The organism is Novosphingobium sp., assembly GCF_040398825.1.
Taxonomy (GTDB): domain Bacteria; phylum Pseudomonadota; class Alphaproteobacteria; order Sphingomonadales; family Sphingomonadaceae; genus Novosphingobium.
Genome location: NZ_JBBATI010000014.1, coordinates 1 through 25,867, shown reverse-complemented (window position 1 = coordinate 25,867; position 25,867 = coordinate 1). Strand labels below are relative to the sequence as shown.

25 protein-coding genes and 1 pseudogene are annotated in these 25,867 nt (G+C 63.3%); 8 read left to right on the top strand and 18 right to left on the bottom strand.

Annotation, left to right across the window (positions count from 1 at the left end):
• Positions 1–118: 118 nt before the first annotated feature.
• From hisD to ABWP89_RS08985, 3 genes are all read left to right on the top strand, one after another.
• A complete protein-coding gene (gene hisD / locus ABWP89_RS08995; RefSeq protein WP_353228741.1) occupies positions 119–1,444 on the top strand; it encodes a histidinol dehydrogenase in 1,326 nt (441 codons plus the stop codon).
• The gene (locus ABWP89_RS08990) at positions 1,441–2,205 is read left to right on the top strand and encodes an SDR family NAD(P)-dependent oxidoreductase (protein ID WP_353228739.1); all 765 of its coding nucleotides are present in this window, start codon (positions 1,441–1,443) and stop codon (positions 2,203–2,205) included. The genes hisD and ABWP89_RS08990 overlap by 4 nt, the downstream gene beginning before the upstream one ends.
• A 106-nt stretch (positions 2,206–2,311) precedes the next feature.
• Complete coding sequence (locus ABWP89_RS08985) at positions 2,312–3,532, top strand: MFS transporter (RefSeq protein ID WP_353228737.1); 1,221 nt, start codon at positions 2,312–2,314, stop codon at positions 3,530–3,532.
• Between the two features lie 6 nt (positions 3,533–3,538).
• Here the strand turns inward: ABWP89_RS08985 and ABWP89_RS08980 are convergent, their stop codons facing one another.
• The 5 genes from ABWP89_RS08980 to ABWP89_RS08960 form a co-directional block, all read right to left on the bottom strand.
• Positions 3,539–4,051, bottom strand: a complete 513-nt coding sequence (locus ABWP89_RS08980; RefSeq protein ID WP_353228736.1) for a nuclear transport factor 2 family protein — start codon at positions 4,049–4,051, stop codon at positions 3,539–3,541.
• 2 nt (positions 4,052–4,053) lie between these two features.
• On the bottom strand, positions 4,054–4,878 hold the full coding sequence (locus ABWP89_RS08975) for an SDR family oxidoreductase (protein WP_353228735.1): 825 nt from the start codon (positions 4,876–4,878) through the stop codon (positions 4,054–4,056).
• Positions 4,879–4,910: 32 nt separating this feature from the next.
• Positions 4,911–5,861 (bottom strand): VOC family protein, encoded by a 951-nt coding sequence (locus ABWP89_RS08970; protein ID WP_353228733.1) that lies wholly within the window; start codon positions 5,859–5,861, stop codon positions 4,911–4,913.
• Between the two features lie 82 nt (positions 5,862–5,943).
• The gene (locus tag ABWP89_RS08965) at positions 5,944–6,786 is read right to left on the bottom strand and encodes a fumarylacetoacetate hydrolase family protein (protein WP_353228732.1); all 843 of its coding nucleotides are present in this window, start codon (positions 6,784–6,786) and stop codon (positions 5,944–5,946) included.
• 170 nt (positions 6,787–6,956) lie between these two features.
• Positions 6,957–7,811, bottom strand: coding sequence for a fumarylacetoacetate hydrolase family protein (locus ABWP89_RS08960; protein WP_353228730.1), 855 nt, complete (start codon positions 7,809–7,811; stop codon positions 6,957–6,959).
• 241 nt (positions 7,812–8,052) lie between these two features.
• Between ABWP89_RS08960 and ABWP89_RS08955 the strand changes: the two genes are divergently transcribed.
• On the top strand, positions 8,053–8,799 hold the full coding sequence (locus ABWP89_RS08955; protein WP_353228729.1) for a cytochrome b: 747 nt from the start codon (positions 8,053–8,055) through the stop codon (positions 8,797–8,799).
• A gap of 44 nt (positions 8,800–8,843) precedes the next feature.
• Here the strand turns inward: ABWP89_RS08955 and ABWP89_RS08950 are convergent, their stop codons facing one another.
• Positions 8,844–10,094, bottom strand: a complete 1,251-nt coding sequence (locus ABWP89_RS08950) for a helix-turn-helix domain-containing protein (RefSeq protein WP_353228728.1) — start codon at positions 10,092–10,094, stop codon at positions 8,844–8,846.
• Positions 10,095–10,231: 137 nt separating this feature from the next.
• On the opposite strand from ABWP89_RS08950, the gene ABWP89_RS08945 reads away from it, so the two are divergent.
• The 3 genes from ABWP89_RS08945 to ABWP89_RS08935 are packed head-to-tail and all read left to right on the top strand — an operon-like array spanning position 10,232 to position 13,112.
• Positions 10,232–11,005 (top strand): c-type cytochrome, encoded by a 774-nt coding sequence (locus ABWP89_RS08945; RefSeq protein ID WP_353228727.1) that lies wholly within the window; start codon positions 10,232–10,234, stop codon positions 11,003–11,005.
• On the top strand, positions 11,002–11,901 hold the full coding sequence (locus ABWP89_RS08940) for a peptidylprolyl isomerase (protein ID WP_353228726.1): 900 nt from the start codon (positions 11,002–11,004) through the stop codon (positions 11,899–11,901). The genes ABWP89_RS08945 and ABWP89_RS08940 overlap by 4 nt, the downstream gene beginning before the upstream one ends.
• Positions 11,898–13,112: a HupE/UreJ family protein gene (locus ABWP89_RS08935; protein WP_353228725.1), complete on the top strand. Its 1,215-nt coding sequence runs from the start codon at positions 11,898–11,900 to the stop codon at positions 13,110–13,112. Before ABWP89_RS08940 ends, ABWP89_RS08935 begins: the two co-directional genes overlap by 4 nt.
• 3 nt (positions 13,113–13,115) lie before the next feature.
• On the opposite strand, the gene ABWP89_RS08930 is transcribed toward ABWP89_RS08935, so the two are convergent.
• The 11 genes from ABWP89_RS08930 to ABWP89_RS08880 form a co-directional block, all read right to left on the bottom strand.
• The gene (locus ABWP89_RS08930; RefSeq protein WP_353228724.1) at positions 13,116–13,820 is read right to left on the bottom strand and encodes a TetR/AcrR family transcriptional regulator; all 705 of its coding nucleotides are present in this window, start codon (positions 13,818–13,820) and stop codon (positions 13,116–13,118) included.
• Positions 13,821–13,977: 157 nt separating this feature from the next.
• Positions 13,978–14,490 carry a DUF6644 family protein gene (locus tag ABWP89_RS08925; protein WP_353228723.1) on the bottom strand — a complete coding sequence of 171 codons (513 nt, stop codon included), beginning with the start codon at positions 14,488–14,490 and terminating at the stop codon, positions 13,978–13,980.
• 39 nt (positions 14,491–14,529) lie between these two features.
• Complete coding sequence (locus ABWP89_RS08920; RefSeq protein ID WP_353228722.1) at positions 14,530–15,018, bottom strand: DUF6644 family protein; 489 nt, start codon at positions 15,016–15,018, stop codon at positions 14,530–14,532.
• A 90-nt stretch (positions 15,019–15,108) separates the two neighbouring features.
• Positions 15,109–15,690 (bottom strand): nuclear transport factor 2 family protein, encoded by a 582-nt coding sequence (locus ABWP89_RS08915; protein ID WP_353228720.1) that lies wholly within the window; start codon positions 15,688–15,690, stop codon positions 15,109–15,111.
• A 4-nt stretch (positions 15,691–15,694) separates the two neighbouring features.
• The gene (locus ABWP89_RS08910) at positions 15,695–16,729 is read right to left on the bottom strand and encodes a hypothetical protein (protein WP_353228719.1); all 1,035 of its coding nucleotides are present in this window, start codon (positions 16,727–16,729) and stop codon (positions 15,695–15,697) included.
• A gap of 32 nt (positions 16,730–16,761) precedes the next feature.
• A complete protein-coding gene (locus tag ABWP89_RS08905; protein ID WP_353228717.1) occupies positions 16,762–17,496 on the bottom strand; it encodes a hypothetical protein in 735 nt (244 codons plus the stop codon).
• Positions 17,497–17,506: 10 nt separating this feature from the next.
• Positions 17,507–17,923 (bottom strand): DUF6152 family protein, encoded by a 417-nt coding sequence (locus ABWP89_RS08900; protein WP_502915267.1) that lies wholly within the window; start codon positions 17,921–17,923, stop codon positions 17,507–17,509.
• Positions 17,924–18,197: 274 nt separating this feature from the next.
• Positions 18,198–19,589 (bottom strand): hypothetical protein, encoded by a 1,392-nt coding sequence (locus ABWP89_RS08895; RefSeq protein ID WP_353228715.1) that lies wholly within the window; start codon positions 19,587–19,589, stop codon positions 18,198–18,200.
• Between the two features lie 43 nt (positions 19,590–19,632).
• The gene (locus ABWP89_RS08890) at positions 19,633–20,313 is read right to left on the bottom strand and encodes a YceI family protein (RefSeq protein WP_353228714.1); all 681 of its coding nucleotides are present in this window, start codon (positions 20,311–20,313) and stop codon (positions 19,633–19,635) included.
• A gap of 297 nt (positions 20,314–20,610) precedes the next feature.
• The gene (locus ABWP89_RS08885) at positions 20,611–21,504 is read right to left on the bottom strand and encodes an acetoacetate decarboxylase family protein (protein WP_353228713.1); all 894 of its coding nucleotides are present in this window, start codon (positions 21,502–21,504) and stop codon (positions 20,611–20,613) included.
• Between the two features lie 267 nt (positions 21,505–21,771).
• Positions 21,772–23,964, bottom strand: a complete 2,193-nt coding sequence (locus ABWP89_RS08880) for a TonB-dependent receptor (RefSeq protein ID WP_353228712.1) — start codon at positions 23,962–23,964, stop codon at positions 21,772–21,774.
• A gap of 272 nt (positions 23,965–24,236) precedes the next feature.
• On the opposite strand from ABWP89_RS08880, the gene kce reads away from it, so the two are divergent.
• A complete protein-coding gene (kce, locus tag ABWP89_RS08875; protein ID WP_353228710.1) occupies positions 24,237–25,166 on the top strand; it encodes a 3,5-dioxohexanoate:acetyl-CoA acetone transferase in 930 nt (309 codons plus the stop codon).
• Positions 25,167–25,216: 50 nt separating this feature from the next.
• Here kce and ABWP89_RS08870 read toward each other — a convergent pair.
• Positions 25,217–25,807, bottom strand: a pseudogene (locus tag ABWP89_RS08870) (sugar phosphate isomerase/epimerase family protein); the annotation flags it as partial.
• Between the last annotated feature and the right edge of the window lie 60 nt (positions 25,808–25,867).

The window sequence follows — 25,867 nt, the reverse complement described above, 5'->3', positions numbered from 1 at the left end:
TGCAGCGACCGGTATCGCACCGGCGCCTCGTTCGCGATCGAGCGGGCAATCGTTCTGCGACGCGATCCACCTGGCCGGAAGTGGCAAAGCATTCATTGAATTTTCAGGAGAACATTGCATGGCTCGCTATCTCAAACGCGGCGCTACGGCAGAGGCCAGGGCCGCCACCAACCGCCAGGTGCGCGATACGGTCGAAGCCATTCTGGCCGATATCGAGGCGCGCGGCGATGCCGCGGTGCGCGATCTGTCGATCCGTTTCGACCAGTGGGATCGTGACAGCTACCGGCTCAGCGATGCCGAAATCCAGGCCTGCATCGACACACTTTCCCCGCAGGACATCACCGACATCACCTTTGCACAGGCACAAGTGCGCAACTTCGCGCAGATCCAGCGCGACAGCATGCGTGATGTCGAGGTCGAAACCCTGCCCGGCGTGGTGCTGGGTCATCGCAACCTGCCGCTCAACGCCGCCGGTTGCTATGTTCCCGGTGGCAAATATCCGCTGCTGGCCTCTGCCCATATGTCGGTGATCACCGCCAAGGTCGCGGGCGTGCCGCGCGTGGTGACCTGCGCCCCGCCGTTTGGCGGCAAGCCTGCCCCGGCCATCGTCGCTGCGCAGGCTATGGCAGGGGCTGACGAAATTTACTGCCTGGGCGGGATTCAGGCGGTCGCAGCGATGGGACTGGGCACGCAATCGATCGATCCCGTCGATATCCTGGTCGGGCCGGGCAACGCGTTTGTGGCAGAGGCCAAGCGGCAATTGTTCGGCCGTGTGGGCATCGACCTGTTTGCCGGGCCAACCGAAACGCTGGTGATCGCCGACGAGATCGGCTGCGACGGCGAACTGGCCGCCACCGATCTGCTGGGCCAGGCCGAACATGGGCCGGACAGCCCGGCCGTGCTGCTGACCACATCCGAAAAGCTGGCGCAGGATACCATCGCCTGGGTCGAACGGCTGCTGCAAATCCTGCCCACTGCCGATATTGCGCGGGCTGCGTGGGAAAATTTCGGCGAAGTGATCGTGGCCGACGACGATGCCGAAATGGTGCGCATTGCCGACGAAATCGCGTCGGAACATGTGCAGGTGATGACCGCCGACCCCGACTATTTCCTGGCCAATATGACCAATTATGGTGCGCTGTTTCTGGGCGCGCGCACCAATGTGTCGTTTGGCGACAAAGTGATCGGCACCAACCACACGCTGCCGACGCGCAAGGCCGCGCGCTATACCGGCGGGCTGTGGGTCGGCAAATTCCTGAAAACCTGCACCTATCAACGCGTGCTGACCGATGAGGCATCGGCCATGATCGGCGAATATTGCAGCCGGCTGTGCGCGCTCGAAGGTTTCGCCGGCCACGGCGAACAGGCCAATATCCGCGTGCGTCGCTATGGCCATCGCAATGTTCCCTATGCTGGCAAAGCCATGCCGCACGGCGCATCATGACATTGCCGGTCACACCCAGTTTCCGGCTGGATCACCGGCGTGCGCTGGTCACCGGTGCCGGGCGCGGAATCGGGCTGGCCGGTGCCGCCGCACTGGCGCAGGCCGGGGCGACGGTCACACTGGTTGCCCGCACCCGCGATGAGATCGAAGCGGTGGCGGCGCAAATCGTTGCTGGCGGTGGGCAGGCCAGCGCAACCGTGCTCAATGTGGCCGACCTGGACGCCGTGCAGCATTTTTTCGCGACGCGGCCCGCGTTCCACATCGTGCTCAACAACGCCGGCACCAACCGCCCCAAACCGATGACCGATGTCACCCCGGACGATTTCGACGCGGTGATCGGCCTGAACGTCAGGGCGGCATTTTTCGTCGCGCAGGCCGCCGCGCTGGCGATGATCGCGCAAGGGGTGGCCGGTTCGCTGATCCACATGGGATCGCAAATGGGCCATGTCGGCGGGGCCAACCGATCGCTCTATTGCGCATCGAAATGGGCGCTGGAGGGTATGAACAAGGCGTTTGCGCTCGACCTTGCCGCGCATGGCATCCGGTCCAACACGATCGCACCGACCTTTATCGATACACCGCTGACCCGGCCGTTTTTTCAGGACGCGGCGTTCAAGGCCAGCGTGCTGGACAGGATCAAGCTGGGCCGGTTGGGCGAGGTCACCGATCTGATGGGTGCGGTGCTGTTCCTGGCGTCGGATGCGTCGGCACTGATGACCGGCACCAGCCTGGTGGTGGACGGCGGCTGGACGGCGGATTGATCGGGCAAAGTCTTGCCCCCGGCGCAAAGGTGACACCTAACTCGCGCAGCAGCGTTGCGGTAGGACGCGGTGTTGAAACCACCTTGCACTGCGGGAAACCTGGCCAATGACCGTCACCGAACGCCACGCCGGCACTTTGCAGGGGGTCCTGCTGCTGCTGCCGATCACGATGGCGGTGATGGGGCTGATCGTGCTGGTGCCGGTGCTGCCGGGCATGATGGCGCATTTCCATGACGTGCCCGGCGTCGAATACCTCGTCCCGCTGATGCTGACCCTGCCCGCGCTGTGTGTCGCGGTGCTGTCGCCGGTGGCGGGCGTGGTGGTGGATTTCTTTGGCCGGCGCACCACCTGCATCAGCGCGCTGGTGGTCTATACGTTCGTCGGCATCATGCCGATCTTTCTGCAAAGCCTGACCGCAATCATCATCAGCCGCGCGGTGCTGGGCGCGATGGAAGCGCTGATCGTGATTTCCAGCACGACGCTGATCGGCGATTATTTTCACGGGCGCGAACGCGAAAAATGGCTGGCCAACCAGACTGCGGTCGCGTCGATTTCGTCGATCTTCCTGGCCTTGCTGGGCGGCGCACTGGGCACTTTCGGGTGGCGCGGGGCATTTGCCGCCTATGGGTTCAGCATTGTTTTCGCGATCGGCCTGCTGCTGTGGACCTGGGAACCGCGTCGCCATGATGAACCGGTTGCGCATGCCGCCGCCCCTGACGCGCCCTTTCCCTGGGCGACGATCGTGCCGATTTCGGTTCTGGCGGTGTTTGGCGGCACCATGTTTTTCCCCATGCAGATCCAGGTGAGCAACATGCTGAGCGATTATTATGCCATCCGGTCGACCAGCGCGCTGGGGCTGTTCAGCGGTCTGGCCGGGCTGTCGGTGGCGGGCGGTACGCTGCTGTATCGGCGCTTTACCGCGCGGCTGATGACCCCGGCGCAATTGATGATCGCGTTCGGCCTGCTGGGTCTGTCGTATATCCTGATGAACCACGCTGCCACGCCGGTGTCGTTTACCGCCTGGCTGATCATCAACCAGATCGGTTCGGGCATGTTGCTGCCCGCGCTGGTGGTGTGGGCGATGGCCCGCCTGCCGTTCGCGGTGCGCGGGCGCGGGACCGGCCTGTTCATGAGCGGGTGGTGGCTGGGCCAGCCGCTCAGCAGCCAGGCGGTGGCATTCCTGCGCGCGCACAATGGCGGCAACCTGCCCGCGACCTTGCAGATGCTGGGGATTGCCTGTCTGGTTGCCGCAGCGGTTGCGGCGATCAGCGGGCGGCGCGGATCGACCCAGACGGGCGCGACGGGCACCATGCCCGGCGCGCACTGACGCGCGCTAGCCCGCCTCGATCTGCCACGGTTGCAGCACTTCGGGCGGCGGTCCTTTGACCTCGACAATCAGGCCTTGCGGGTTCAGCACGTAAAGCAGGTAACCGTGGGTTCGCATGACCTCACCCGCCCGCAACGCGCGGCCAAACACGCTGCTGTCGTCGCAATCCTTCAGACAGCGCAGGGTGCTGTGCACCTCGGCCGCGGCACCCGTGGCATCCGCACAAAAGAACAAGACTTCGAGGGATTCACGCACATAGGGGCGGTGCCGCGCGTAAAAATCGCGCACTGCCGCCCTGCCCCGGATGCCCATGACGAATTTGACGTCATCAGCATAGAAATCCACGACATGCGGATCGCCCGCGTTCATCAGCGCGACATAGCGATCATAGGCAGCACGATCGAAACGGCCGGGTCGTGGCGTGGCGGCGCACCCGGGTGCAGCAACCAGCCCCGCCGCGCCGGCCAGCGAACCGGCAAGCAATTCGCGCCGAAGCAGGCCCGGCGCACCGCCCTGCACAATCAATCCTGCCCGGTCAGATGCAGCCCGATTTTTTCCAGCGGGGCCAGCGCCTGCAGGATCGGCGGCAGGATTTTCACCGGTTCCGTGCCCGCGGTATAACGCAACAGCGGCTCGGCATCGGTGGCGGCCGCCAGCGCAGCCAGCACGACCGGGGTCACGTCGGTCGGGGCGCCAGCCTCCAGGCCGTCAAAGTTGCGGTTAAAGGTTTCCGCGATCGCGGCATAGGGCGCGCTGGCCGCGCGATCGAGCGAGTTTTGCGGCAGGGCGGTCTTGAACGGCCCGGGCACCACACTGACGACCCGCACACCAGTTCCGCGGGTTTCGATGTTCAGTGCCGCGGTTGCGGCGTCCAGCGCATGCTTGCTGGCGCAATAGGCGCTCATGAACGGGGTTTTGATCATCGCCGCGACCGAGGTCACGTTGATGATCCGCCCCGACCCTTGCGCGCGCATCAGCGGTAACACCAGCCGGATCAGATCGAGCGGGCCGAACAGATTGGTTTCAAACATCATCCGCAACTGCGCATCGGGCGTATCCTCAAACGCCCCGCGCGACCCGACGCCGGCATTGTTGATCAGCACATCGATGCGGCCAAAGCGTGCGTTGACCGTGTCGATCACGCCTTTGCGCATGTCGGCATCGGTCACATCGAGCGCGGTGAGCATGACGTCATCGGGCCTGGCCGCCGCCAGTTCGGTCAGGCTGGCCGGTGCGGATGTGGGTTTGCGCATGGTCGCCACCACCTGAAACCCGCGCTCGGCAAAGCCCAGCGCCATTGCCTCGCCAAAGCCCGAACTGCAGCCTGTGATCAACACGACCGGCATAATGGTACCCTTCAACAATCTCGAAAACCGGGCTATTTCATCAATTCGGCGATCACCGGATTGGGTGGGCCCCACTGGCCGCCCAGCAATTCGCCCATCCCGGCAATCCCGCCGCCATCGGCGGTGCGCAACTTGTCACCATCGGTCCAGTGTTCGATCTCGTGACCCCAGGGGTCGTTCCAGTAATCAAAGATCTGGCTGCCCAGGATATGTCGGCCGACGCCCCAATGCAGGTGCCAGCCACCACTGACCAGGTGGTCGTGGCCAGCCATCAGATCATCGACATCGACCACTTCAAACGCCGAATGCATGAACTGCGCGGGTGCGCCGGGTCGCTCGAACAGGAAAATGGTGTGATGGTCGCAGGGTTCATCCCCCCGATCGGCGCGCATGAACGCGCCGATCGCCACGCCCGGCGCTGGCTGGATTTCATCAGAGGTGACGAAGCCAAAGCGTTCCTTGTACCATTGTTCGGAGCTGCGAAAATTGGACACGCCGAACACGCAATGGCCCAGCCGCTGCACATGCGATGGCCCCTGCGCCACCCGGCGGAACCGGCCGATGCGCGGGTATTCCCCGGCGTGGTTCCATGGTTCCGGCTGCGGCGCGATCCGTTCGACCGGCGGCAGCGCGACTTGTTCGGCAATCGCCTCGATCACGAACCCGTCGGGATCGGTCAGCCGCACCACCAGACCGCCACCGGGCGCGTCAAACGGTTCGACTGTGGCGCCATCGTGGGCCGCCAGACGTTCCAGATCGGCGCGATCGCGCACCCAGATGCCCAGCGCCGCAAACCCCGGATCGCCCCGCTCGGTCGCATGCACAAACGGCGCGCGACCGGTGCCGCGCATGAACAGATGGTCGGTGGGCTGATCGACAACCGCATCCACCATTCCGAAATCGACCAGAAACGCCCGCATCCGGTCGAGATCCGGCGCGCGAAAGCGCACGTGTGCGACGTCATAGGCCTTGGCGATGCTCATGCTGCGATGCTCCGTAAAATGGCCGGCCGTTGCGCCAGGTGCAGGTCGTCATGGGTTGCCGACACGGTCGGTCGGGCCGGTGTCATTCAGGGATGCAGACGCCTTCGATCGCGCCGATGCCCGCAATTTCGCAACGGCACACGTCGCCGGGATTAAGCAGCAGTTTCGGATCGCGCGCCCAGCCGATGCCACCGGGGGTGCCGGTAAAGATGATATCACCGGGTTCCAGCGTCATCGCCTGTGACAGGTATTCGATCTGCGCCCACACATCGAACACCAGATTGGCGGTGTTCGATTGCTGGCGCACATCACCATTGACGCTGCAGCTGATGGCGTAGCCGTGCGGGTCTGGCATTTCGTCGGTCAGCGTGATCCACGGCCCCACCGGCGAATGCGTGTCGAACGATTTGGCCACCGACCATTGCGGTGAATGCCCCTGCCATTCGCGCACACTGACATCATTGCCCACGCAATACCCGAACACCGCAGCCGGCGCATCTTCGCGCGAAATATGCCGACCGCCTTTGCCGATCACGGCGACCAGCTCGACCTCGTAATCGACGCTGCCGGGCGATGCCTTGGGCAGCTGGATCGGATCGAACGGGCCCGCGATCGAGCTCGATGCCTTAAGGAACCACATTTGCTGTGTGGGCTTTTCACGTCCGGATTCAGCGATGTGGTCCGCATAGTTGAGACCGATTGCCAGAATTTTACCGGGCCGCTTGATCGGTGCGCGCAATTTGACCGTATCCAGTGCCAGCCAGCCTTCACCGGTTGCCGCCAGATCATGCAGGCTTGCCGCATGCGAATCGAAATCCGCAATCAGCGCAATCATGTCGGTCACACCCGGCACCGGCAGCACGCTGCCATCCTTGACGATGCCGACCTGCTGCGCCCCGTTTGATTCAAAAACAGCGAGTTTCACGCGTGATAACCCCTTTGACCATGGCATGGACCGGTTGCCGACGGCCGATGCCGTCAGCATGGACCGGTTGCTGCCAGCCCGATGCCATCAGACCGGGCGCCATGCCGACAGGACGTTTTTTGCGCCGGTTGGCGCGGCAATGTTAGGTGCCTCAATCGATCGCGCGCGGTTCAGGCCTCGTCGACAAAGCGGTTTTCGATCGCGCCCAGCCCTTCGACTGCCACGCGCACGACATCGCCTGCTTTCATGAAACGGTTGCCGGCGATGCCGACCCCGGCGGGTGTGCCGGTGGCGATCAGATCGCCGGGCAGCAGCGTCATCACTTCGCTCAGGTACGCAATCTGGTCATAGATGTCATAGATCATATCGCCCGTCGATGCGCGCTGGCGCTCTTCACCGTTAAGCTCCAGCGTGATGGTCAGCGCGTGCGGATCGGCGATTTCATCATCGGTGGTGATCCACGGACCGATCGGTCCGTGTGTGTCGAACGATTTTCCCAGCGTGAAGGTTGGCGAACGGAACTGCCAGTCACGCGCGGTCACGTCGTTGCAGACGACATAGCCGGCGATCACCGATCGCGCCTGATCGCGCGACACGTGGCGGCAACGCTTGCCGATGACCACGCCCAGTTCCGCCTCGTAATCGACCTTGTCCGGCCCTGCCCGCGGCACATCGACATCGCCAAACGGCCCGTTGATGCAGGTGACCTGCTTGTTGAACCAGATCTGCGTTTTTGGTGCGGTCACGCCGGCGGCGGCGGCTTCGTCAACATGCGATTGATAGTTCATGCCGATCGCCAGGTATTTGCCGGGGTCGGTGATCGGCGCTTCAAGCATGACATCGGCCAGCGCGAACGCCGGTGCAGCGACTGCCTCGATTGCGTCGCGAAACCCGTCCAGCTGTTCCAGCAGCAGCCGCATCGAATCACCGATACCCGGCAACACCGCGCCAAGATCGACAACAGAATCGCCAACCACTTTGCCCAGGCGCGTGTGTCCGCCGGCGGTAAACCTTGCAAGCTTCATGAAAAATCGATCCTTTGTCCGTCAATTTTGCGAAAGGGCAGGTTGCACGGCCGATGCCGCAGGCCGCCCAAACCGCACGGATGGCATTCGCCAATCCCGGGTACCTTGCCTTTTTCATTGACTAGATGGTACAAAGATGACTGTCTAGTTCAAATTTGGCAGCACCACTGAGCGAACGTTTTGCAACGATCAATCCGCTGCATGGTCAGCCACATCGCAACATCATGAAGCGGGAGAATGTATGCAAGCGATAGCCGCCGACACAGATCGGCAAAGTCACGCCCATTCAGGCGCGCGCTATACCCGGGTGGCGATGTGGCTGCATTGGACGATCGCGATCATGATCATCTACAATCTGGTCAGCGGGTTGCTGATCTGGGATTTTGCGGCTGGCTTTTTCAAATCGCACCGCGCGTTTTACGGGATCGGCATCACATCGCACCTGTCATCGGGGCTGACCGTGCTGGCACTGACCCTGGCCAGGGTCGTCTGGCGGCTGATGCACGAACCGCCGGCCTATCCCGCGACGATGAAGCAGTGGGAACGCCATGCCTCGCACTTTGCGCACTTCCTGCTGTACAGCGGGATGGTGCTGATGCCGCTGACCGGGTGGGCGATCCTGTCCGCGCATCCGCCGGCGGGGTCGGCGGGCGCGCTCAGCGCACCACTGCCGCCGATGGCCGCGCCGCCTGCTGGCGCTTCGGGCGGCGCCGGTGCGCCGCATGGTCCCCCGCCCCCGCCCGGCATCTGGTGGATCGTTCCGCTGCCCCCGATCGCGCCGATTGCCAATATCGGCCTGGAACCGGGCGGTGTGAAACCACAGCACATCCTGCATGAACAACTGGCCGATTGGCACAAGATCGGCGGCTATCTGATGCTGCTGCTGCTGATGGTGCACATCGGCGGCGCGCTAAAGCATCAGTTTGTGGACAAAGAGCCGGAACTGCAGCGCATGGGCCTGCGTGGTCACAAACGCGCGGCAGACTGATCGTAGCAGGGGGGGGCAGCGCCAGGCCCTGCCCCCCCAACACGCTACCAGATACTGCCTGCACGCAGCGGACGGGCGAGCACCAGCGAACTGCCAAGATTGAGATTGCCCAGCGTGCGCACTTCAAACAGCGCCTCAAACGCGTCGCCACCGTTTTTCGACACAATGGCGTCGATTTGCTGCGCGTCGGCAGCGACTTCGGCCATTTGCAGGACCGCCGGATCGCGTGTGCCGGCGATGATCAGAATGCGGTTGCCAGCCGGGCCGCGCACGCTGGCGATATAGCCAAAATCGCGCCGTGGCACTTTGCCGTCCGCGACCACGCCCCAATCCGATGTAAACCGCCGTCCGCTGGCCTTGTCGACCAGTTCGTCAAAATTGTTACCGATCCTGAAGCCTGATGCGCGAAACAGCGCGTCCTGCAACGGGCCAAGCCCGCTGAAAAAGCCGACATAGACAATATTCGCGGCCTTGAAGATTTCGGGCCGGACATTCGACATGGTGTCGACCACCGGACGGATCCGGCTGGGTCGGGCGGCAGCGTTGACCACCGGCAGCAGGCTGCGCAACGCCAGACCCCCGCCAACCGGCAGATAGTGCAGGTTCACATCCAGATAACGGCCGACCTTGTCCGGGTGAGCCAGCAGATGGTTATCCAGATCGGCGGCCGAATTGATCGAAAAGTCACGGACCAGCCGCGAAACGACATTGCCATCGGGCGCATCGCCAAAGATGTAATAATCGCCCATGATCAGCAGCGTGGGCCGCCGGTTTTCCATGATCGGCTGCCACAGCATCCCCGGTGTCGGGCCGGCATCGGCGCTTTGCCGTGCAATATAATACGTCCACGCCAGTCCATTGCCCAGCGCCAGCACCAGCAGCGCAAGCCACAGGCGCCCGATCCGCCAGTCCGGGCGAGTCGCGGCAACCGGGACAGGCGGGGCCGCATCATCCCCGCCCTCCGGCGAAACCAGCACCATCCGGTATTCGCCCAGCGGCACGGTAATGTGATCGGGATTGTCCGCCGCAGTGGCATAATGGTCCGCCAGCTTGCGACGCAGGCGGTGGACATAGACCCGCACAGAGGCATCGACCATCCCGTCAAAATCGGTGGTCTTGCCAAACACCTCCTGCGCGATTTCGATTTCCTTGGGGACACGGTCCGCCAGCGACCGTTCCAGCAGAAAATCAAACAACCGGATCAGCGAATCCGATTTCCCCAGACCGCCGCTGGCACGCACCCGCGCCGCTGCTGCGGCCAGTCGTTCGCGAATGCCGGGGTCGGTGGTCATCATGGGACGGTGCTATCAGCCTGCGCCGTCGGGACAAGTGCAAAACCAGTCGGTCAGCGATCTGCGCGGTAACGCCCTGTAACATGTACGTTACCGTACGTTGCTGGACGCCTTGCCCGGACTTGCCCAGGCACATGATCATGTCGTTCGTTGTCGATTTCGTTACTGCCATAAAACCCCGCAGGCTGCGGTGGGCGCTGCTGCTGCTGGCTGGCGGGGCCGTTGCGCTGGGCGTGGGCGCGCTGCAACCAAACGCGCAGTCCGCGGTTTTGCGCGCAGACCCGGAAGCCATTCTTGGCGATCCGCAGTTGCGCCGCGTCGCATTGACCAGCGGCAAACAGGTCTTCGACACGTCGTGTGCATCATGCCACGGCAACGCGGGCAAAGGCGACCGCACGCTGGGTGTGCCCGATCTGACCGACGGCGACCACCTTTACGGCACCGGCACGGTTTCGCAGATCGAGGACATTGCGCGCTATGGCATTCGCGCGCGCAACAAACGCGGCTGGAACCTGGCGGTGATGCCGGCCTATGCCCGCAAAATGCCAGACGCGGCGGAACCCTTGCCACCGCAGACACCCGCGCAGATCGCGGATCTGACCCAGTACATTCTGTCGTTTACCGCGCGCGCCACCGATGCGGCCGCGGTCGCACGCGGTCCCGCCGCATATTCTGCGGCAGGATGCTGGGATTGCCATGGCCGCGATCTGGGTGGTGACCCGGCGATCGGCGCACCCACACTGACCGATGACATCTGGCTGTATGGCGGCAGCGCCGACGACATTCGCCGCTCGATCAGCCGTGGCCGGGCCGGGATCAGCCCGGCCTTTGCCCGCACGCTGACCGCGGCGCAGCTGCGCAACGTCGCGGTCTATGTCGCGTCACTGGCGCCAACCCGACAGGAACGGAAATGACCGATCCGATTGCATCCCCCGCCACGTCTGCTCCATCGGTCTGGGATATTCACCAGCCGGTCGGGCGACGTTCGCTGGCGCTGGCGGCGGCGGGCGCGCTGATCGGCCTGGCCATCGCCGGATACGGCCTGTTCACCGCGCAGGGCACGCGCACCGCGATCGTTCCGGCCGAAGATGCCGCGCTGATCAACAATGTGCCACTGCTGCGCGCCGACATGATCGCGCAGGTCACTGCGCTGTACGGGGTGCCCTATGCCCAGGCCACCCCGGCGCAACGGCACAACGTGCTCGAAGACATGATCCGTGAAGAACTTTATGTGCAGCGCGGGGTCGAAATGGGGCTGACCAACGACGATACCGATGTCCGCGCGGCGCTGATACAGGCCACCGAAGGTCAAATCGCCCAGGACGCGATGACCGCCAAACCGGCCGAGGACGAACTCGTTCGCTGGTATGCCGGCCACAAGGATCGCTATGCCGGTGAAGGCATGATCGCGCTGCACGAATGGATTGCGCCGCGCGGGTCCGATGCAGCACAGGCCGTCGCCGCCTTGCGCAGGGGCGCCACCGCGCAATGGCTGGGGCTGAAAACATCCGGCCGGGTCGATGATGGCGACGAGTTCTATTTCGCTGCCGAAGAGCATCTGGGCAAGGCGCTGTTCACCCTGGTGCGCCGCCTGCCCGATGGCGCCGTGTCCGATCCGGTTGCGGCGCCCGATGGCGTTCATATCGTGCAGGTGGTGGCGAACCGGCCGCCGCAACCAACCCCATACGCCAAGGCACGCGATCAGGTGCTGAACGATTTTCTGGCTGACAAGGTGGCGCGGCTGCAGGATGGCAACCGGACATTCCTGAAAAAACGCGCCGACATCAAGATCGCGTCAGACCTGCAATGATCACACGGATAGCTTTGCGCACACTGCTGCTGATCGCCATCGCCGTCTGGCACATCGCACCGGCGCAGGCGCACACCCGGTCTGAATCGCACACGACCTGGCTGGTCGATGGCAGTTCGGTGCATCTGACCTTTTCGGTGACCGACGTCGAAGCGCGCAGGCTGACACCGGATGGCCACACGCCCGCGACGCCACGGTTGATCGCCTATCTTGCGCCCAGGGTTGGCGCCAGCGCCGCCGGGCGTGTTTGCGCCGCCGCCGGTCGGCCGCGCGCGGTCGCGGCGGTAACCGGTTATCGACGCGTGGAATTCTTTTTCAATTGCCCGTCGTCAGATGGGATCACTTTGCGCGACAACGCGTTTTTTGAACTGGTGCCGACCCACGTCAATCTGGCGCAGATCCAGACCGCCAAGGGCGATTTTGCCGAAGATGTGCTGACGGCCGACACGCAGACCATCGACCTGAGCAAGGCGCAGGGCGGGCGGATCGAAGGCGCCGGGTTCCTGACCTTTGTGTCGATGGGCCTGATGCACATCTTTACCGGTATCGATCACATGAGCTTTCTGCTCGGGCTGGTGCTGATTTCGCGCCGGTTCAAGGATCTGGTGTTTGTCATCACCGGGTTCACCATCGGTCACAGCCTGACGCTGGCGCTGGCGGTGACCGGGATTATCCGGCCCCATGCAGAATTCATCGATGCGCTGGTGGCGCTGACCATCGCGCTGATCGGGATTGAAAATCTGGCGGTGCAAATTCATCGCCCGGGGCTGTTTGCGGTGTGGACCGGGGCAGGCCTGTTGGCGATGGCCGGGCTGAAACTGCTGGGGATCGGGCTGTTGCCGTTCACGCTGCTGCTGGGCGCGGGGCTTTTTGCATCCAACTATCTGCTGGTCGCGGGCCATGTCCGCGATGCCGGACGGCTGCGGTTGATCGTGACGCTGATCTTCGGGTTGATCCATGGCTTCGGCTTTGCCGCCGACCTGCTCAACGATGCGATCCCGCCGGCAAAACTCGCCGAATTGCTGGTGGGTTTCAACCTGGGTGTCGAGATCGGCCAGCTGACCGTGGTGACCACGCTGGTGGCGGCGGTCGCGCTGCTGCGGCGCCTGCGACTGACGCTGCCCCGGCCGATCGTGGTCGATGTGTGCGCGGCGGGTTTGGTGCTGGAAGGGACCTACTGGTTCGTCAGCCGCAGTTTCAGCTTCATCTGAACCTTATTCCAGGTTGGCGCGCGCTGCCGCTTTGGCGGCGGCGGCGGCGCTTTCGCTGTCCACCCCCAGCGCTTTCAGCACGCCCGCCATCAGCGGGATGATCCTGGCGATCAGGCGCTTGACCGATTTTTGCCGATCGATCGAATCCTGCAGCATCACCAGCATCGCGCCGACCACCAGCAGCGTGGCCGAATCCGATGGAATCCCTTTGAAATGACCCGATTCCAGCCCTTCGACGATGATTTCGCGCGCCTTGACATTCAGCGGCGCGGAATCTTCGAGCAATTCGGGCGACAGCTTGATCAGCGCCGCCGCGCTTTCGGGATGGTCGATGGCAAACCGCAGGATGACAAAAGCCCCGCGCACCAGCCGTTCGGGCGGCGCGATGCTGGTGTCGACATGCGCATCAAGCAGGCCCGCGACATGGCCACGCACCATCCCGAACAGCGCGTCGGCCAGATCCTCCTTGCTGTCGAAATGGTTGTACAGGCTACCCTTGGCGACCTCCGCCTCTCTGGCGATGTCGTCGATACTCACCCCGTCGACCGAGCGGGTCGCAAACAGGCGCTGCGCCGCCTCAAGCAAGGCCAGCCGGGTGCGGGAAATGCGGCGATCAGCCTTTTCGCCCGAATGGCGCGCGGTATCCAGTTTGCCCAGCAGCGATTGCGATTGCTTCGGGCTTTCCGTCAGGCGGGGCCGCGCTACCATTCGCTGTTCCTATCCATTCCACGCGACCGCCATGCCGCGTTGCTGCCATGGTGATCTCTTTCGCCGTAATTGACTGGTTCGTTCAACTGAAATCAGCGGTCGAACGCATTTCATGCACGCAATTTCACGCAGGTCTGCCCCGCGCCCGCGCGCAAGATCAGGCCAGCGGGTACGAATAACCGATCCAGCGCCCCAGAAACACGATGACGATCCACAATGTCAGCGAGGTGAACCCGGCAATCCGCGCCGCGTGCGGTGGCGGCAGGTGATCGCCCCAATCGCTGACCTTGCGATAGGCGGTGAAGTGGAAAACCGCCATGTTGATCCCGGCAATCACGATCGCGATCAGTTTGAACCGGAACGGCATGCTTTCGTAATAGCCTGTGGCATTGGAAATAAACAGCAGCCCGCCGGTGATCGCCGCAAGTAGAAAGGCGACCCAGGTGAACGGCAGCATATCCACCGTCAATTGCCGCGCGCTGCGGCGGTGGGCCGCAAACCCCATCAATCGCAGATCGACAATCGCAATCGTGCCGACCACCGTCGCGATCATCAGCACGTGGGTGCATTCGATCCACGGAAACAGCGTCGAACTTTGCCGGATCGCGGTGCCCCAGGCAGAATCGTACAGCATCTGCATCAGGCCGCCGGTGGCGCCATCGGGTTCCATATGCTCGTCTCCAGACAATCATGGCTTATTTGGCTTGGCTTATTTGGTGTAGGCGATCCAGCGGCCGCAAAACACGACGACCACCCAGATCGCCAGCGACGCCCACGCCATCGGCTTTACCAGGCGGGCCGCGCGCGCGTGTTCGATGCGATAATCGGGATGCAGGATCGGATAGCGAAACAGCAGGGTCAGCGCAAAACCGCTGAGCACGAGCGCCATTTTGACCCAGAACACCTCGTTCATCAGCACACGATCGGGTTCGCCAAACCCGAGTATGAAACCCGAAGTCAGCAGCGTGGCCAGCGCTGACCACATCCATGGCAAATGCCGGCGCACGATCACCTGCGGGGTTTCATCGACGGCCAGCACCCCGGCCAGACGCAGGTCCATCACCACGGCCGAACCGATCACCACCGCGATGGCCAGGATGTGCACGCTTTGCAGTGCCGGAATGATCCAGGTCGTATCGCGGATCGCCGCGCTGACCGGTGTGACATAGATCTGGCGAGAGAGTTGTTCGAGTGACATGGCGGAAACATCCTCAAGTCTGCGGTCGGTTAAGCCTCATCCGGATGAGCGCTGCATCGGCCGGTACGCGCGACCGCGCCGGTATGATCATCACGGAGCAGCGGGTGGCGGTGCACCCGGGCCACCCGGCATCATGCCCGGACCACCACCGCCCGGTGGCATCGGCATGATATCCCAATGTTCCACCAACCGCCCGTTTTTGACCCGGAACATATTGAAGATATAGGCTGGCTTCAGACCGCCGGTGGCAGGATCGGGCATCGCGCGCGATGTCAGCAGCATCACCCGGTCATCCTGCGCCATCACCGCCACCGTGGTCGGCGCAGCCATTGCCGGCATGGCCGGGCGCGACTGGAACAGGCGGATCAGCTTGTCACGCGCGCTGCCGGGGCCAGGCAGGCCGGCGAACATGTCCGAATGCTGCACATAGTCGGGATCGAGATAGGTTTCGGCGATCGTCTGGATGCGCTGCGGCATCGTGCCGGCCGCATCCGCTGCGTTCAATGCCGCATAAAAATCGATCACGACTTTCTGGTTGGCAACCTCTGCTGCCGTCCTGTGCGCCAATGCGGGCGATCCGGACGCCAGCATGACGCCCAGTGTCAGCACCGGCGTGAACAATGTGCGCCAGCGACGCAGCATGGGCAGGACAGCCATTGGTGGTGCGCGCATCCGATCAGTCCTTTGGTTCCGCGACCAGGCCGGCATCGGCCTTGACGCCCGGATCGCCGATCTGTTCTTCGCAATTGTATTCGGTAAACAGCGCAAGATACGGATTCCAGCCATAAGTCCGCACGATCGACCACGGCGCGGTGTAATTCGCAGGATCGACAATGGTGGTCACGACCTCCAGAAACGGCACTTGCCCGGCATTGGCGACCTTGCGAATGCGCTGGATCAACTTGCCATTGGCCGACAGCGGCGTGCCATCGACATCCATCCAGATCGCCTGCCTGAAATCGCCGGTTTCAACCACCAGCGTGTTGCCGTCCCAATGGCCGACCGATGTGCCCATATAGGATTTCCGGGCCGGTATCGCCGCCTTCGCCGGGTCCAGCAGGATGGTCCAGCGGCCGTGGTATTCTTCAAAAATAAACTCAAGCCGGTCCTTGGCCTGCATGATCTGAAACGGAAAGTTCAGATCAAATTGCCATTGCGGCCCCGGTGGCCGGCACAGCGCCGACGCATTGGTGAACGGTTTCCCGTCCTTCAGCGACTGCACCCGGCGCGCGATCACTTTGGCGCCGGCCATGGTATAGGGTGCGGCCGCGCCATACATGTCATTCTGCGACCGGAATGCCAACGGCAGGTTGTGAATCCACGTGCCCTGCAGATCGTGCCGATCGGCCGACGGCATTGCTGCGTCGGCGGGCAGCGGCGGGCGTGGCGGCATCCCGCCCGGTGCCGGTGGGGGCAACGCGGCCACCAGCTTTTGCGCAGGCGTCAGCACCGGCCCCGGCGGCGGCCCAAGCTGCGCCAGCACGCCATCGCCAGGGCCACCGCGCGGCGGGCCCTGGATGCCGGGTGGCGGGCCTTGAAAATCCGCTGGCGGCTGGCCGCCTGGCGCGGGAAAGCCTGCGCCCGGTGGTGGTGGCCCCTGGGGTGCCGGTTGGGCCACCGTCAGTTGCGGACCGATCGCCATCACCATGGTGGCCGCGATGCCCAGCAGCGTGCGCGTGGGGCCGAACGAAGTCAGGGTGGTGTTCCTCATGCGGGCATGTTCCCAATTGCTGTGCTGCCGCTTCATTTCGGAAATGCGGGTTGCTTGGCGTCGATGCGATCAAGGCAGACATCTTCGGCAAAGATCACGTCGGGCTGGCGTTTGTAGATGACCACGGCATCCCAGGCTGTGGTGAACATGCCCGGGTCTTCGATGGTGATGCGATCTTCCAGCGTGTCGGGCGCAATCAGCCGGTAGCGCTCGGTCACTTTCAGGTCATAGTCGTGTGGCACCAGGTCATCGATCAGCGTGCGGTCAGACGCCCCGTCCATCACCGACACCAGCGTGTCGCCTTCCCAATGGCCGTTCGATTTGCCGGTCATCGTCGGCACCAGCCCCAACCCCAGAAAATCGGGCTGCGGCGGCACGCCCAGGTTGATCTGGCGCAGCGCGCGGTTCCATTCATAATCAAACGTCACGACATTCTGCCGCTGCCAGATCTTGAACCGCAGCGGCGTCAGCGCCAGCCGCGGCACGCCCGGGTTGGAACAGCGCGACAGCGTGATGTCGTAATCGTCAAACTTGCCCTGCGCCTGCAGCTTGCGGTTGGCGTCATAGGCCTTGCGCCCGTCGGGGGTGAACGGCACCTGGCCGGCGACCGGCTTCATCTGGCTGGTGGGCGTGGCGATCTGCCACACCCCTTCCAGATTGGGCACGGCCGCCTGCGCCACGCCAAAACCGGTGATGCCGATTGCCAGCGCCACACCGGAAAGCAGGGTGCGCAGCGCGGTACGGGGTCTGTTCGAACGGGTGCCCATGTCGCGTCTTTCAATTGCCGCCGGCGCGGGCGGCCTCGGTGTCGGAAAACGCCTTGCCATTGGGCAGTTTCAACGTTGCCAGCGCGCCGCCCGGCTGCCCGCTGGTATTGGGATGGTAGGTAACCTTTATCTTGTCGCCGCGCTTGAAGTCGCGCGGGCTAAGTCCCTGTTTCGAAAACAGCAGCGGGCTGCCGCTGATGATCGACATCTGCTTTTCAGCGCCCTTGTCGAGATAGATCAGCACCAGCGAGGAATGCGGCGCGCCCCAGCGAAATTCCTTCAGCGTGCCTTCGGCTGACAGTGTCTGGTTCATGTCATACGCGGCAAACGAATGGTGTGCGACGGCCGGCGCGGCACCCAGGCCGACGCCAAGGGCTGCACCCGCAACCAATCCCGCCAGCCATCGCATTTTCAACCTGTTCATCATTCTGCTCCAACCCGACGCCCGTGGCACCGCCCCGCCGCCTGCAAAAATAAGGCTGTTGTGCCAAGCCATGCGCGCACCGCAACCGCGGGCGCGCTGGCACTGCTGCGCCGGTCACGCCTGGGCACGGCGCCAGGCACGCGGAGGACAAACCCAGCCACCGCCGATAAGTTGATGCTATCGCAGGCCTTGTTGCGCAGTTAGCTGTATCAATTCGCAGCCCGGCTGGCGGTCGCGCCCACAGCCGATGGCGCGCGCCAATGCTTGGCCTGGCGCGTCAGGCCACTGCCAGATACGTGGCGGCCGGCCGTTGCATGATCTCCAGCTTGACCCGGGCCAGCATGCCCGCCGCGGCGACATCGCCCGCCTCGATCGCCTGCAGGATGCGGCGGTTGATTGCCATCACATCCCACCGGTCGGGCGGTGCCAGCGGTTCGCTGGTAGCAAAGATATTGGCCAGCCCGAGCGACCGGACGATGATCGCCAGCAGCGGATTGCCGCTGAGTTCCAGCAACAGGTTTTCCAGCGTGAGCGCTTCAAACGCCTCGGCGCCCGATGCCGGCGCCGCCGCGCGGGCGACCGGGCCATCGGCATCGCGGGCGCGCCGGGCGGCGAGCACCGGCGCGCTGCACATCAAAAAGGTAATCGCCTCCCGAATATCCAGTGCCGGCGTGGCGCTGGCCACCAGACACGGCGCCAGCAAGCGGATAACGCCGGTGGGCGCCGCAGGTGGCGCCAGCTCTGCGCCTTTGCGGCCCTGGTGGCAGCGCACGATCCCGAAATCCTGCAGGATGCGCCGCGCCTGCCGCACGACCCCATCGGTATAGCCCAGCCGTTCGGCGGTTTCCCACTCCGCCTCCTGCGTGCCCGGACGCCCGCTCAGTTCGCGGGTCATGCGCGCCGCCAGCGCCATCGCCGATTTGCGGCCTGACAGCGAAAACGCGCGCTCGGCCAGTTCCAGCGCGACAATGGCACTGTTCGGGTTAACCGGCCCGGCCAGTTCATCCAGCCGTTCCAGCGCTTTGGCAAGATCGCCATGCCCGATCGCGTCGGCAAGCGCGCAGTCATGGGCCGGCGCTTCAGTTCCTTGCGATGTGCGCACCAGCATTTCGGCAAGGCGCGCCAGCAGTGCCATGGTCGTCTTGCCCAGTTGTTCGGCAAGATCGGCGGCAAAGCCCCAGTCATGCGATCCGGCGCCGCCGGACACAGTCACGCCGGACACAGTCACGCCGGACACAGTTACAATGCGCCGCTCAATCGCCACGTTCACAATCATGCGCCACACCAGCAGGCGGAACTGGTCGATACAGGCGTGGGTTTCCCCGGCCAGGGCCAGGTGCATCAGCACCGCACCCGCGACGTCTTCGAGCGCTGGCGCCGCCACGAACAACCCGCCACCGGGGCCACGTCGCACATCGAGCAGACCGCGTGCCTCAAGGATGGTCACCGCTTCACGGAACGCGGGCCGGCCAAGGCCCAGACGTTTGCGCACATCGGGGAGCGCGCCCAGCGACTGACCCACCGGCCAGCCCTGGCGCAACAGCCCCATTTCCATGTCGAGCACCGCTTCATGCGCCAGGCTGGCCGGGGCGACATCACCCAGCATGCAGCCGCTGATCCGCTGCAATTCATCGACGCCGGATCCGGCGGACCGATTGGCTTTGATCATTGCTTGATGTCCCTTGGCTGCGCCGGCTTTGGCACGGGGTATGTCAGTCTTTCAGGAATTCCGCATCGAGCATTAATGTGACCTTGCCCGCCATCCGCGCCATCGGCTGATCGCTGAATTCGGCCCAGTTGACCGCCATTGTGCCAGTAAAGCCGATGTTGGCCGTGCCGTTCATCGACCGCCCGGCCCCGACCAGTTCCGCGTCGATCACCACGGGCCTGGTCACCCCCATCAGGGTCAGCTGGCCATCAATGGCCGCGCGGGCACCATCTTTGACATGAACTGCAGTGGACACGAACCGGGCTTCGGGGAATTTGGCCACGTTCAGAAACGGGGCGCCGTCGGGCGGCATCTTGTACACGATGGGTGCAAAGAACGGCTTGGCATCGACGGTGACATCCAGCGTGATCGCCGATGGATTGGCAGGGTTCCAGTGCAGCACCCCCTGGCGCACGCCAAACCGCACCACGCTGAACGACATCGCCCGATGCGAAACGCGCGCAACAACCGACTGATGGTCCGGATCGATGCGATAGGTGCCTTCGGGTGCGGCCGACGGGTCGCGGGTGGCCATCGTCATCGCCCCCGGTGGGGGCATCGTCATCGCCCCCGGTGGGGGCATCGTCATCGCCCCCGGTGGGGGCGTGGTCTGCGCTATGGTTGCGCCCGAAAGACACAAGGTCAGCGCCGCCACTGCCAGCAAAGTCGTGATCCGCTTATGCACCCTGTCTTCCCCAATCACAATTCGCCGGCCAAACCGGTCTCTATCAGGCTGTCACGCGGGTGCCGGTGAAACACCGGCACTGCCGCCCGGAGGTCGCGTCGTGCGCCGTGCCCGCTCTGCACAGGGGCCACACTGCACGCCAAAACACTTTCCGATATGCACCATTCAGTCATATTTGAACTGTTTGGTCAAGGATATTTGCAAGGCGGGCTGGTGCCGGCGGAAAGCCGAAAAGGCCGGATGAACGCTTGAAATGCTTGTCAATAATGGCATCCCGCGCAGATCACACGGCTGCGTTCACGCAGGTTCGACCACGCGATGCGAATTCATCGCCACACCGATACCCGGACCGGTGAACTGCACCATTTCCGCATCGGTGAATTCCAGAATGTCGAGATCGGCGATGCCGTTGACGATATGCGCCGACAGCGGCAGCTGTTCAAACGTGGCGCGGTGCCACTGCAGGCTGCCCTTGCCGGTCCAGCGGCGGAATTCAAATTCATCGAAATTGATATTGGCAACCGCACCGCCGCTGCCGGCCAGGGCCGCCGACGTCGTGACATAGGCCAGATCTGCGCCCTCGCGTCCGCCCGGGCTCGTGCGCGGCATGTATTTGTAATACATCTGCGCGCCGCCGTTGGACCCCGGCAATTGCTTTTTGGGGTTCGCTTCTTCGACCATGTCATGCAGTGCGATGTCGAAAAAGGTATGATCAAACCACGCGGCATCGCAGGCGGCGCGTCCGGCGGCAGGGTCCCAGTCGATTTCGCTGAACCGGGCGAACATCTTGGGGAACCCCAGTTCTTCGCGGCCGGTCATGATCGCATCGGGCGATCCTTCCCAGATGATCGGGCACAGCGCACCATCCAGCCGCTCCGTCTTGCCCTGATAGGTGACCGGAAAATCGACCGACAAAATTCCATAGCCCCGCCCCGCCAGCCAATACATATTCTTGAACCACGCGCAGCTGACCGAAACAATCGGATCCCCGCGCAGGCTGAAACCGGCGGGGAGCAGTTTTTCCAGCTTGGCCGGATCGGTACGGTAACCGATTTTCATCCACTGGGCATTCATCCGCCCGGCTTCTTCGACAGTCCACATCCGCCCGTCGGGATGCTGGCGCGGCCCTGGTGCGGCACCGAACATGATCGGCATACGGTAACGCGAACCGGCATTGGGAACAAATGTCATTCGTTCTCTCCGTAGAGGTTTTCATTGAAAATCATATTTTTGCAAACAGTCGGACAGCCTTTCCATAGCACTGGAAGGTTGACCGGCCGGGCGTAAAATTATTTGAACTATGTAGTCATATTTGAACATATCGGTCAACTTTAAATCACATCGCCAAACCGCTGCGATCATGGCGCGATCGACGCAATATCCGACGCCGGGCGGGCGGTTCAGGCGCTGCGCCCAGGTGCCCTTTGCGGTCGTGCGGCGATCCGGCAGCGACCGGTATCAAAACCGCCGGGTCAGGACGATCCGCGCGGCGCGGGGTTCCAGCGGGTGATTCTGGTATCCGGCAACGCCCTCGGCCGGTTCGCCGGCAAGGCGGCTGGTGTAGAAAAAATCCGCCGCCAGTCCCCGGCTGTCGAACACATTGAACAGGCCCAGTTGCACCTGCCAGCCGGTCGGCAGGGCATAGGCCACATCCAGATTCCATTCGCTATAGCCCGCGGCCTGCGGAAACCGTTGGCCATCGACCAGCGGATGCGTGCCCAGACGCCGCCATTGCAGGCCGCCCGACCAGCGGCCAAGGCCATCGACCAGAATTCCCGCCGAATAGATGAAATTGGGTGCATCCGATATGTAAGGCCCGGCAAGACCGAACGCAGCCAGGCTGCCGCTACGATAGCGCGGCCGCGAAAACGCCAGGTCGGTGTTCAATTCCAGCCAGCGGAACGGGTGATATTGCGCAGACAGCTCAAGTCCCTGGCGCCGGCTGGGTGCGCCGGCCTCGTCGCTGCCCAGATCGGCATTGTAGATCAGTTCCGACCCGAAATCCTGCTGGAACAGCGCCAGTTGCAACGACAGCCGCGCAATTGCGTCGCTGCGCAGGCCCAGTTCCATACCGTTGGTGGTCGACAGCAGCGGCGTTGCACCGCCGGCCAGCGGGATGCCGACATTGGGCACCGTGCCGAACACGCCGCGCACATCGTTGGAATGAAACCCGCGCCCGATGCTGAAATACAGCTCGGTCTTTGCCCAGGGCCCCAGCGCGATGCTGCCCTTGGGCTGCCACAGCGCCTGGCTGCCGGCGCCACCGGTGCCGGTCACCAGGCTGCGATCGTCAGCCCGCAAATTGTCCAAGCGCAGACCACCGGTCACCCGCAACCACGGCGTGACGTGGACGGTTTCCTGTACCCACGGCGCCAGGCTGAGCAGATGCACGCGGTCATTTGTGCAATTGCCGTTGACCGCAGCATAAGTCAGCACGCCTTCGTCGCCCAGCGCGGCCTGGCACGTGGGCAGCACAGTGGTCCGGCCCATGGTATGTTTGCGATCGACCAGCACGGTATCATGGCGCAGCTGCGCGCCGATCACGGTTTCCGTCATCATACCGGCGATGGTGGCGCGCACGCTGTAGCTGCCGGCAAACCCGAATGTCGTGCGGGTCTCATCCTGTTGTTCCTGATCACCGTTTTGCGGATCGAACAGGAAATGCGTGAAATTGTTCCACAGCGTCATCGTGCTGTGCACCGCATAGGCGCTGAAACCAAGCTGACCCGCGCCGACCGGCTTGTCGAGATGGGCCGACACGCTGTACCGCGACGTGGCACTGTGATCGCTGGGATCGAGCGTGCCAAACCGGCCGATCAGGCCGGCATCGACCGCTCGTTCCGGCACGTCGGTGGTCAGCCCGCCCCCGCTGCGGGTAAACAGCATGGTCACGCTCAATCCATCGGACTTGGTGCCCTGGCTGTAACGCAGCGCGGCGTTGATCTTCTGGAAATTCTGGCGCGGCTGCCATGGCCCGTCGTAGTGCGTCAGTTCCACCGCAGCCAGCAACCGCCGGTCCGGCGCCGGGTGCAGCGTACCACCCGCAAACAGGCTTTGCGAACCGTTGCTGCCGATGGTCAGCACAGCCTGTGCCGGCAATTCATCGACCAGCCGGGTATGTGCAGACGCGACCGAACCGAAATCACCGACACCGGCGAAATAGGGCCCCTTGGTAAAATCGATCCCGCCAACCAGCTGCGGGATCAGAAAACCGATATCGGAATAGCCCTGACCATGCGCGTTGGTCGGCCGGTTGACCGGCATGTCATCGACAAAATTGGCAAAATCGGTGCCGTGATCCAGGTTGAAGCCGCGGATCAGGTATTGCGGCGCCTTGCCCTCACCCGAATGGACGGTCACCACCATCCCGGGGATGCTTTCAAACAGCTCGCTGGGGCGATAGATTGGCCGCAGCGCAACCTCGCGCCGGGTCAAGGAACCCTCGCTGGCGGTGGCGGCCCGCCCCAGCAGGTCAGCCCGCGACGCGGTAACGACAATTTGCTGACCGGCGGGCTCCGCCTCCAAAGTGTCACTGGCAGGTGCCGGGGTCGCCGCCTCACCCCGCGCCAGCACGGCTGACGGAACCAGCCACAGTGCCGCACACACAATCGTCGCCAATCCGCGCAAACAGGCCTCCCAAATGCGGCCCATGTCTGTGGCGCCTTGGCCAAGGCCCTGACGATCAATCCGCCTGCACGTTAAGTTCTTTACCGTTGCGCCCAGGTTACAGCGCACGTTTCAGCAGGAATCCCCGTGCATCGGCAACGCATTTGGGCGTGGCCCTGTCGGGGTACCACACAGACAGCTTGCACTATCCCCCCACAAAAATGTACCATAAGGTCACAATTGGAATATTTGGTCATTTTAAAAAGCGTGGCCGCAGTCCTAGCCGACGAAATGGCATCGCACTTTAAGGAACCCGTATGACGAAGCCGGTTATTATCAGTTGCGCCATCACCGGATCGCTGCATGTGCCATCGATGTCGCCCTATCTGCCGATCACGCCCGACCAGATCGCGCAGGAATCGATTGCCGCCGCCGAAGCCGGCGCCGCAATCCTGCACTTGCACGCGCGCGACCCCCAGACCGGCAGGCCGACCGCCAGCACCGACGTGTTCCGGGCATTCCTGCCCCGCATCAAACAAGCGACCGACGCGGTCGTTAATATCAGCACCGGAGGCGCCCCCGGCATGGCCATGGATGACCGGCTGGCCGCATCGGAATGGGCCAGTCCGGAAATGACCTCGCTCAACATGGGGTCAATCAACGTGGGGCTGTTTCCGGCCGCATCAAAAATAAAGGAATACCGCTTCGATTGGGAACAACCCTTTCTGGAAGGGTCGCGCGACAACGTGTTCAAAAACACGTTCAAGGATATCGAGATGATCCTTGACCGACTGGGCAAAGGTCATGGCTGCCGGTTCGAATTTGAATGCTATGACATCGGGCACCTGTACAATCTGGCCCATTTCCTCGAACGCGGGCTGTACGAACCACCATTGTTCATCCAGTTTTGCCTGGGCATTCTGGGCGGGATCGGCGCAGAGATCGACCACCTGTTGCACATGGTGCGCACCGCGCAGCGCCTGTTCGGCACCGATTTTGAATGGTCTGTGCTCGCCGCCGGACGCCATCAGATGCCGATGGCCACGCAAAACATTCTGCTCGGCGGCAATGCGCGGGTCGGACTTGAAGACAGCCTGACCATCAGCCGTGGCCAGCTGGCCCATTCCAATGCCCAGCAAGTTGCAAAGCTGGCCGGGATTATCGATTCGCTCGGTTATGCCGTGGCAACTCCGGCGCAGGCGCGCGATCGCCTGCGCCTGAAGGGGGCGGATCAGGTAAGATTCTAGGTTGCGATAAATCCACGCGGCTATCGATCGGGTCCGCCGATCCTCAGCGCTCAATCGTAGATCGGGCGCAGCTCGTTATCGAGGTGGTACCGGGTCAGCGCCATCGAGGCGAGCATATCGGGCGAGCCGTCGTATTCGATCGACATCCACCCCCGGAACGCGTGCTTTTTGAGCAAACGATACAGGCCTTTGAGGTCGAGCTCGCCCTCGCCCGGTTCCCAGAACCAGCGGTGGCCATCGTCGGCGATTTCCGGGTCCTGCGCATGGCGCACGTTGTCGGGCTGGTTGGCCGATGCCGTGTCTTTCAGGTGAAAGGTGCTGATGCGGTCGTGATAATCCTCGTAGAACGTCAGCAGATCTTCACCCATGATCGCGATCTGCGCGGTGTCGATGCAATAGTGGACCAGCCCGGGATCGGTCGATTCGATCAGTTCGCGGTGGTTGGGCAGGTTGATCGCGCAGAAAAATTCGTTGTGGAGGCCGATCTTCACGCCATGGTCTGTGGCATAGCCACCGATTTCGTTCATCACGCGCGCGCATTGCTGCACCTCTTTGCGGGTGAGCGGGCCCGTGCCGAAATAGTTCTGAGTCGGACAGGTGTTCATATAGCTGCCACCGAACCTGACGATCGTGTCCACCGCCTCACACCAAAGTTCACTGACGTGAACTCATACCGCCCGCCCCGCCTCCCCACCCGACCA

Excerpts from the sequence above, each read along its gene's own strand:
- hisD (WP_353228741.1), top strand. The coding sequence starts at position 119 with ATGGCTCGCTATCTCAAACGCGGCGCTACGGCAGAGGCCAGGGCCGCC.
- ABWP89_RS08990 (WP_353228739.1), top strand. The coding sequence starts at position 1,441 with ATGACATTGCCGGTCACACCCAGTTTCCGGCTGGATCACCGGCGTGCG.
- ABWP89_RS08985 (WP_353228737.1), top strand. The coding sequence starts at position 2,312 with ATGACCGTCACCGAACGCCACGCCGGCACTTTGCAGGGGGTCCTGCTG.
- ABWP89_RS08975 (WP_353228735.1), bottom strand. The coding sequence starts at position 4,878 with ATGCCGGTCGTGTTGATCACAGGCTGCAGTTCGGGCTTTGGCGAGGCA.
- ABWP89_RS08970 (WP_353228733.1), bottom strand. The coding sequence starts at position 5,861 with ATGAGCATCGCCAAGGCCTATGACGTCGCACACGTGCGCTTTCGCGCG.
- ABWP89_RS08960 (WP_353228730.1), bottom strand. The coding sequence starts at position 7,811 with ATGAAGCTTGCAAGGTTTACCGCCGGCGGACACACGCGCCTGGGCAAA.
- ABWP89_RS08955 (WP_353228729.1), top strand. The coding sequence starts at position 8,053 with ATGCAAGCGATAGCCGCCGACACAGATCGGCAAAGTCACGCCCATTCA.
- ABWP89_RS08950 (WP_353228728.1), bottom strand. The coding sequence starts at position 10,094 with ATGATGACCACCGACCCCGGCATTCGCGAACGACTGGCCGCAGCAGCG.
- ABWP89_RS08945 (WP_353228727.1), top strand. The coding sequence starts at position 10,232 with ATGTCGTTCGTTGTCGATTTCGTTACTGCCATAAAACCCCGCAGGCTG.
- ABWP89_RS08940 (WP_353228726.1), top strand. The coding sequence starts at position 11,002 with ATGACCGATCCGATTGCATCCCCCGCCACGTCTGCTCCATCGGTCTGG.
- ABWP89_RS08935 (WP_353228725.1), top strand. The coding sequence starts at position 11,898 with ATGATCACACGGATAGCTTTGCGCACACTGCTGCTGATCGCCATCGCC.
- ABWP89_RS08930 (WP_353228724.1), bottom strand. The coding sequence starts at position 13,820 with ATGGTAGCGCGGCCCCGCCTGACGGAAAGCCCGAAGCAATCGCAATCG.
- ABWP89_RS08925 (WP_353228723.1), bottom strand. The coding sequence starts at position 14,490 with ATGGAACCCGATGGCGCCACCGGCGGCCTGATGCAGATGCTGTACGAT.
- ABWP89_RS08920 (WP_353228722.1), bottom strand. The coding sequence starts at position 15,018 with ATGTCACTCGAACAACTCTCTCGCCAGATCTATGTCACACCGGTCAGC.
- ABWP89_RS08915 (WP_353228720.1), bottom strand. The coding sequence starts at position 15,690 with ATGCGCGCACCACCAATGGCTGTCCTGCCCATGCTGCGTCGCTGGCGC.
- ABWP89_RS08910 (WP_353228719.1), bottom strand. The coding sequence starts at position 16,729 with ATGAGGAACACCACCCTGACTTCGTTCGGCCCCACGCGCACGCTGCTG.
- ABWP89_RS08905 (WP_353228717.1), bottom strand. The coding sequence starts at position 17,496 with ATGGGCACCCGTTCGAACAGACCCCGTACCGCGCTGCGCACCCTGCTT.
- ABWP89_RS08900 (WP_502915267.1), bottom strand. The coding sequence starts at position 17,923 with ATGATGAACAGGTTGAAAATGCGATGGCTGGCGGGATTGGTTGCGGGT.
- ABWP89_RS08895 (WP_353228715.1), bottom strand. The coding sequence starts at position 19,589 with ATGATCAAAGCCAATCGGTCCGCCGGATCCGGCGTCGATGAATTGCAG.
- ABWP89_RS08885 (WP_353228713.1), bottom strand. The coding sequence starts at position 21,504 with ATGACATTTGTTCCCAATGCCGGTTCGCGTTACCGTATGCCGATCATG.
- ABWP89_RS08880 (WP_353228712.1), bottom strand. The coding sequence starts at position 23,964 with ATGGGCCGCATTTGGGAGGCCTGTTTGCGCGGATTGGCGACGATTGTG.
- kce (WP_353228710.1), top strand. The coding sequence starts at position 24,237 with ATGACGAAGCCGGTTATTATCAGTTGCGCCATCACCGGATCGCTGCAT.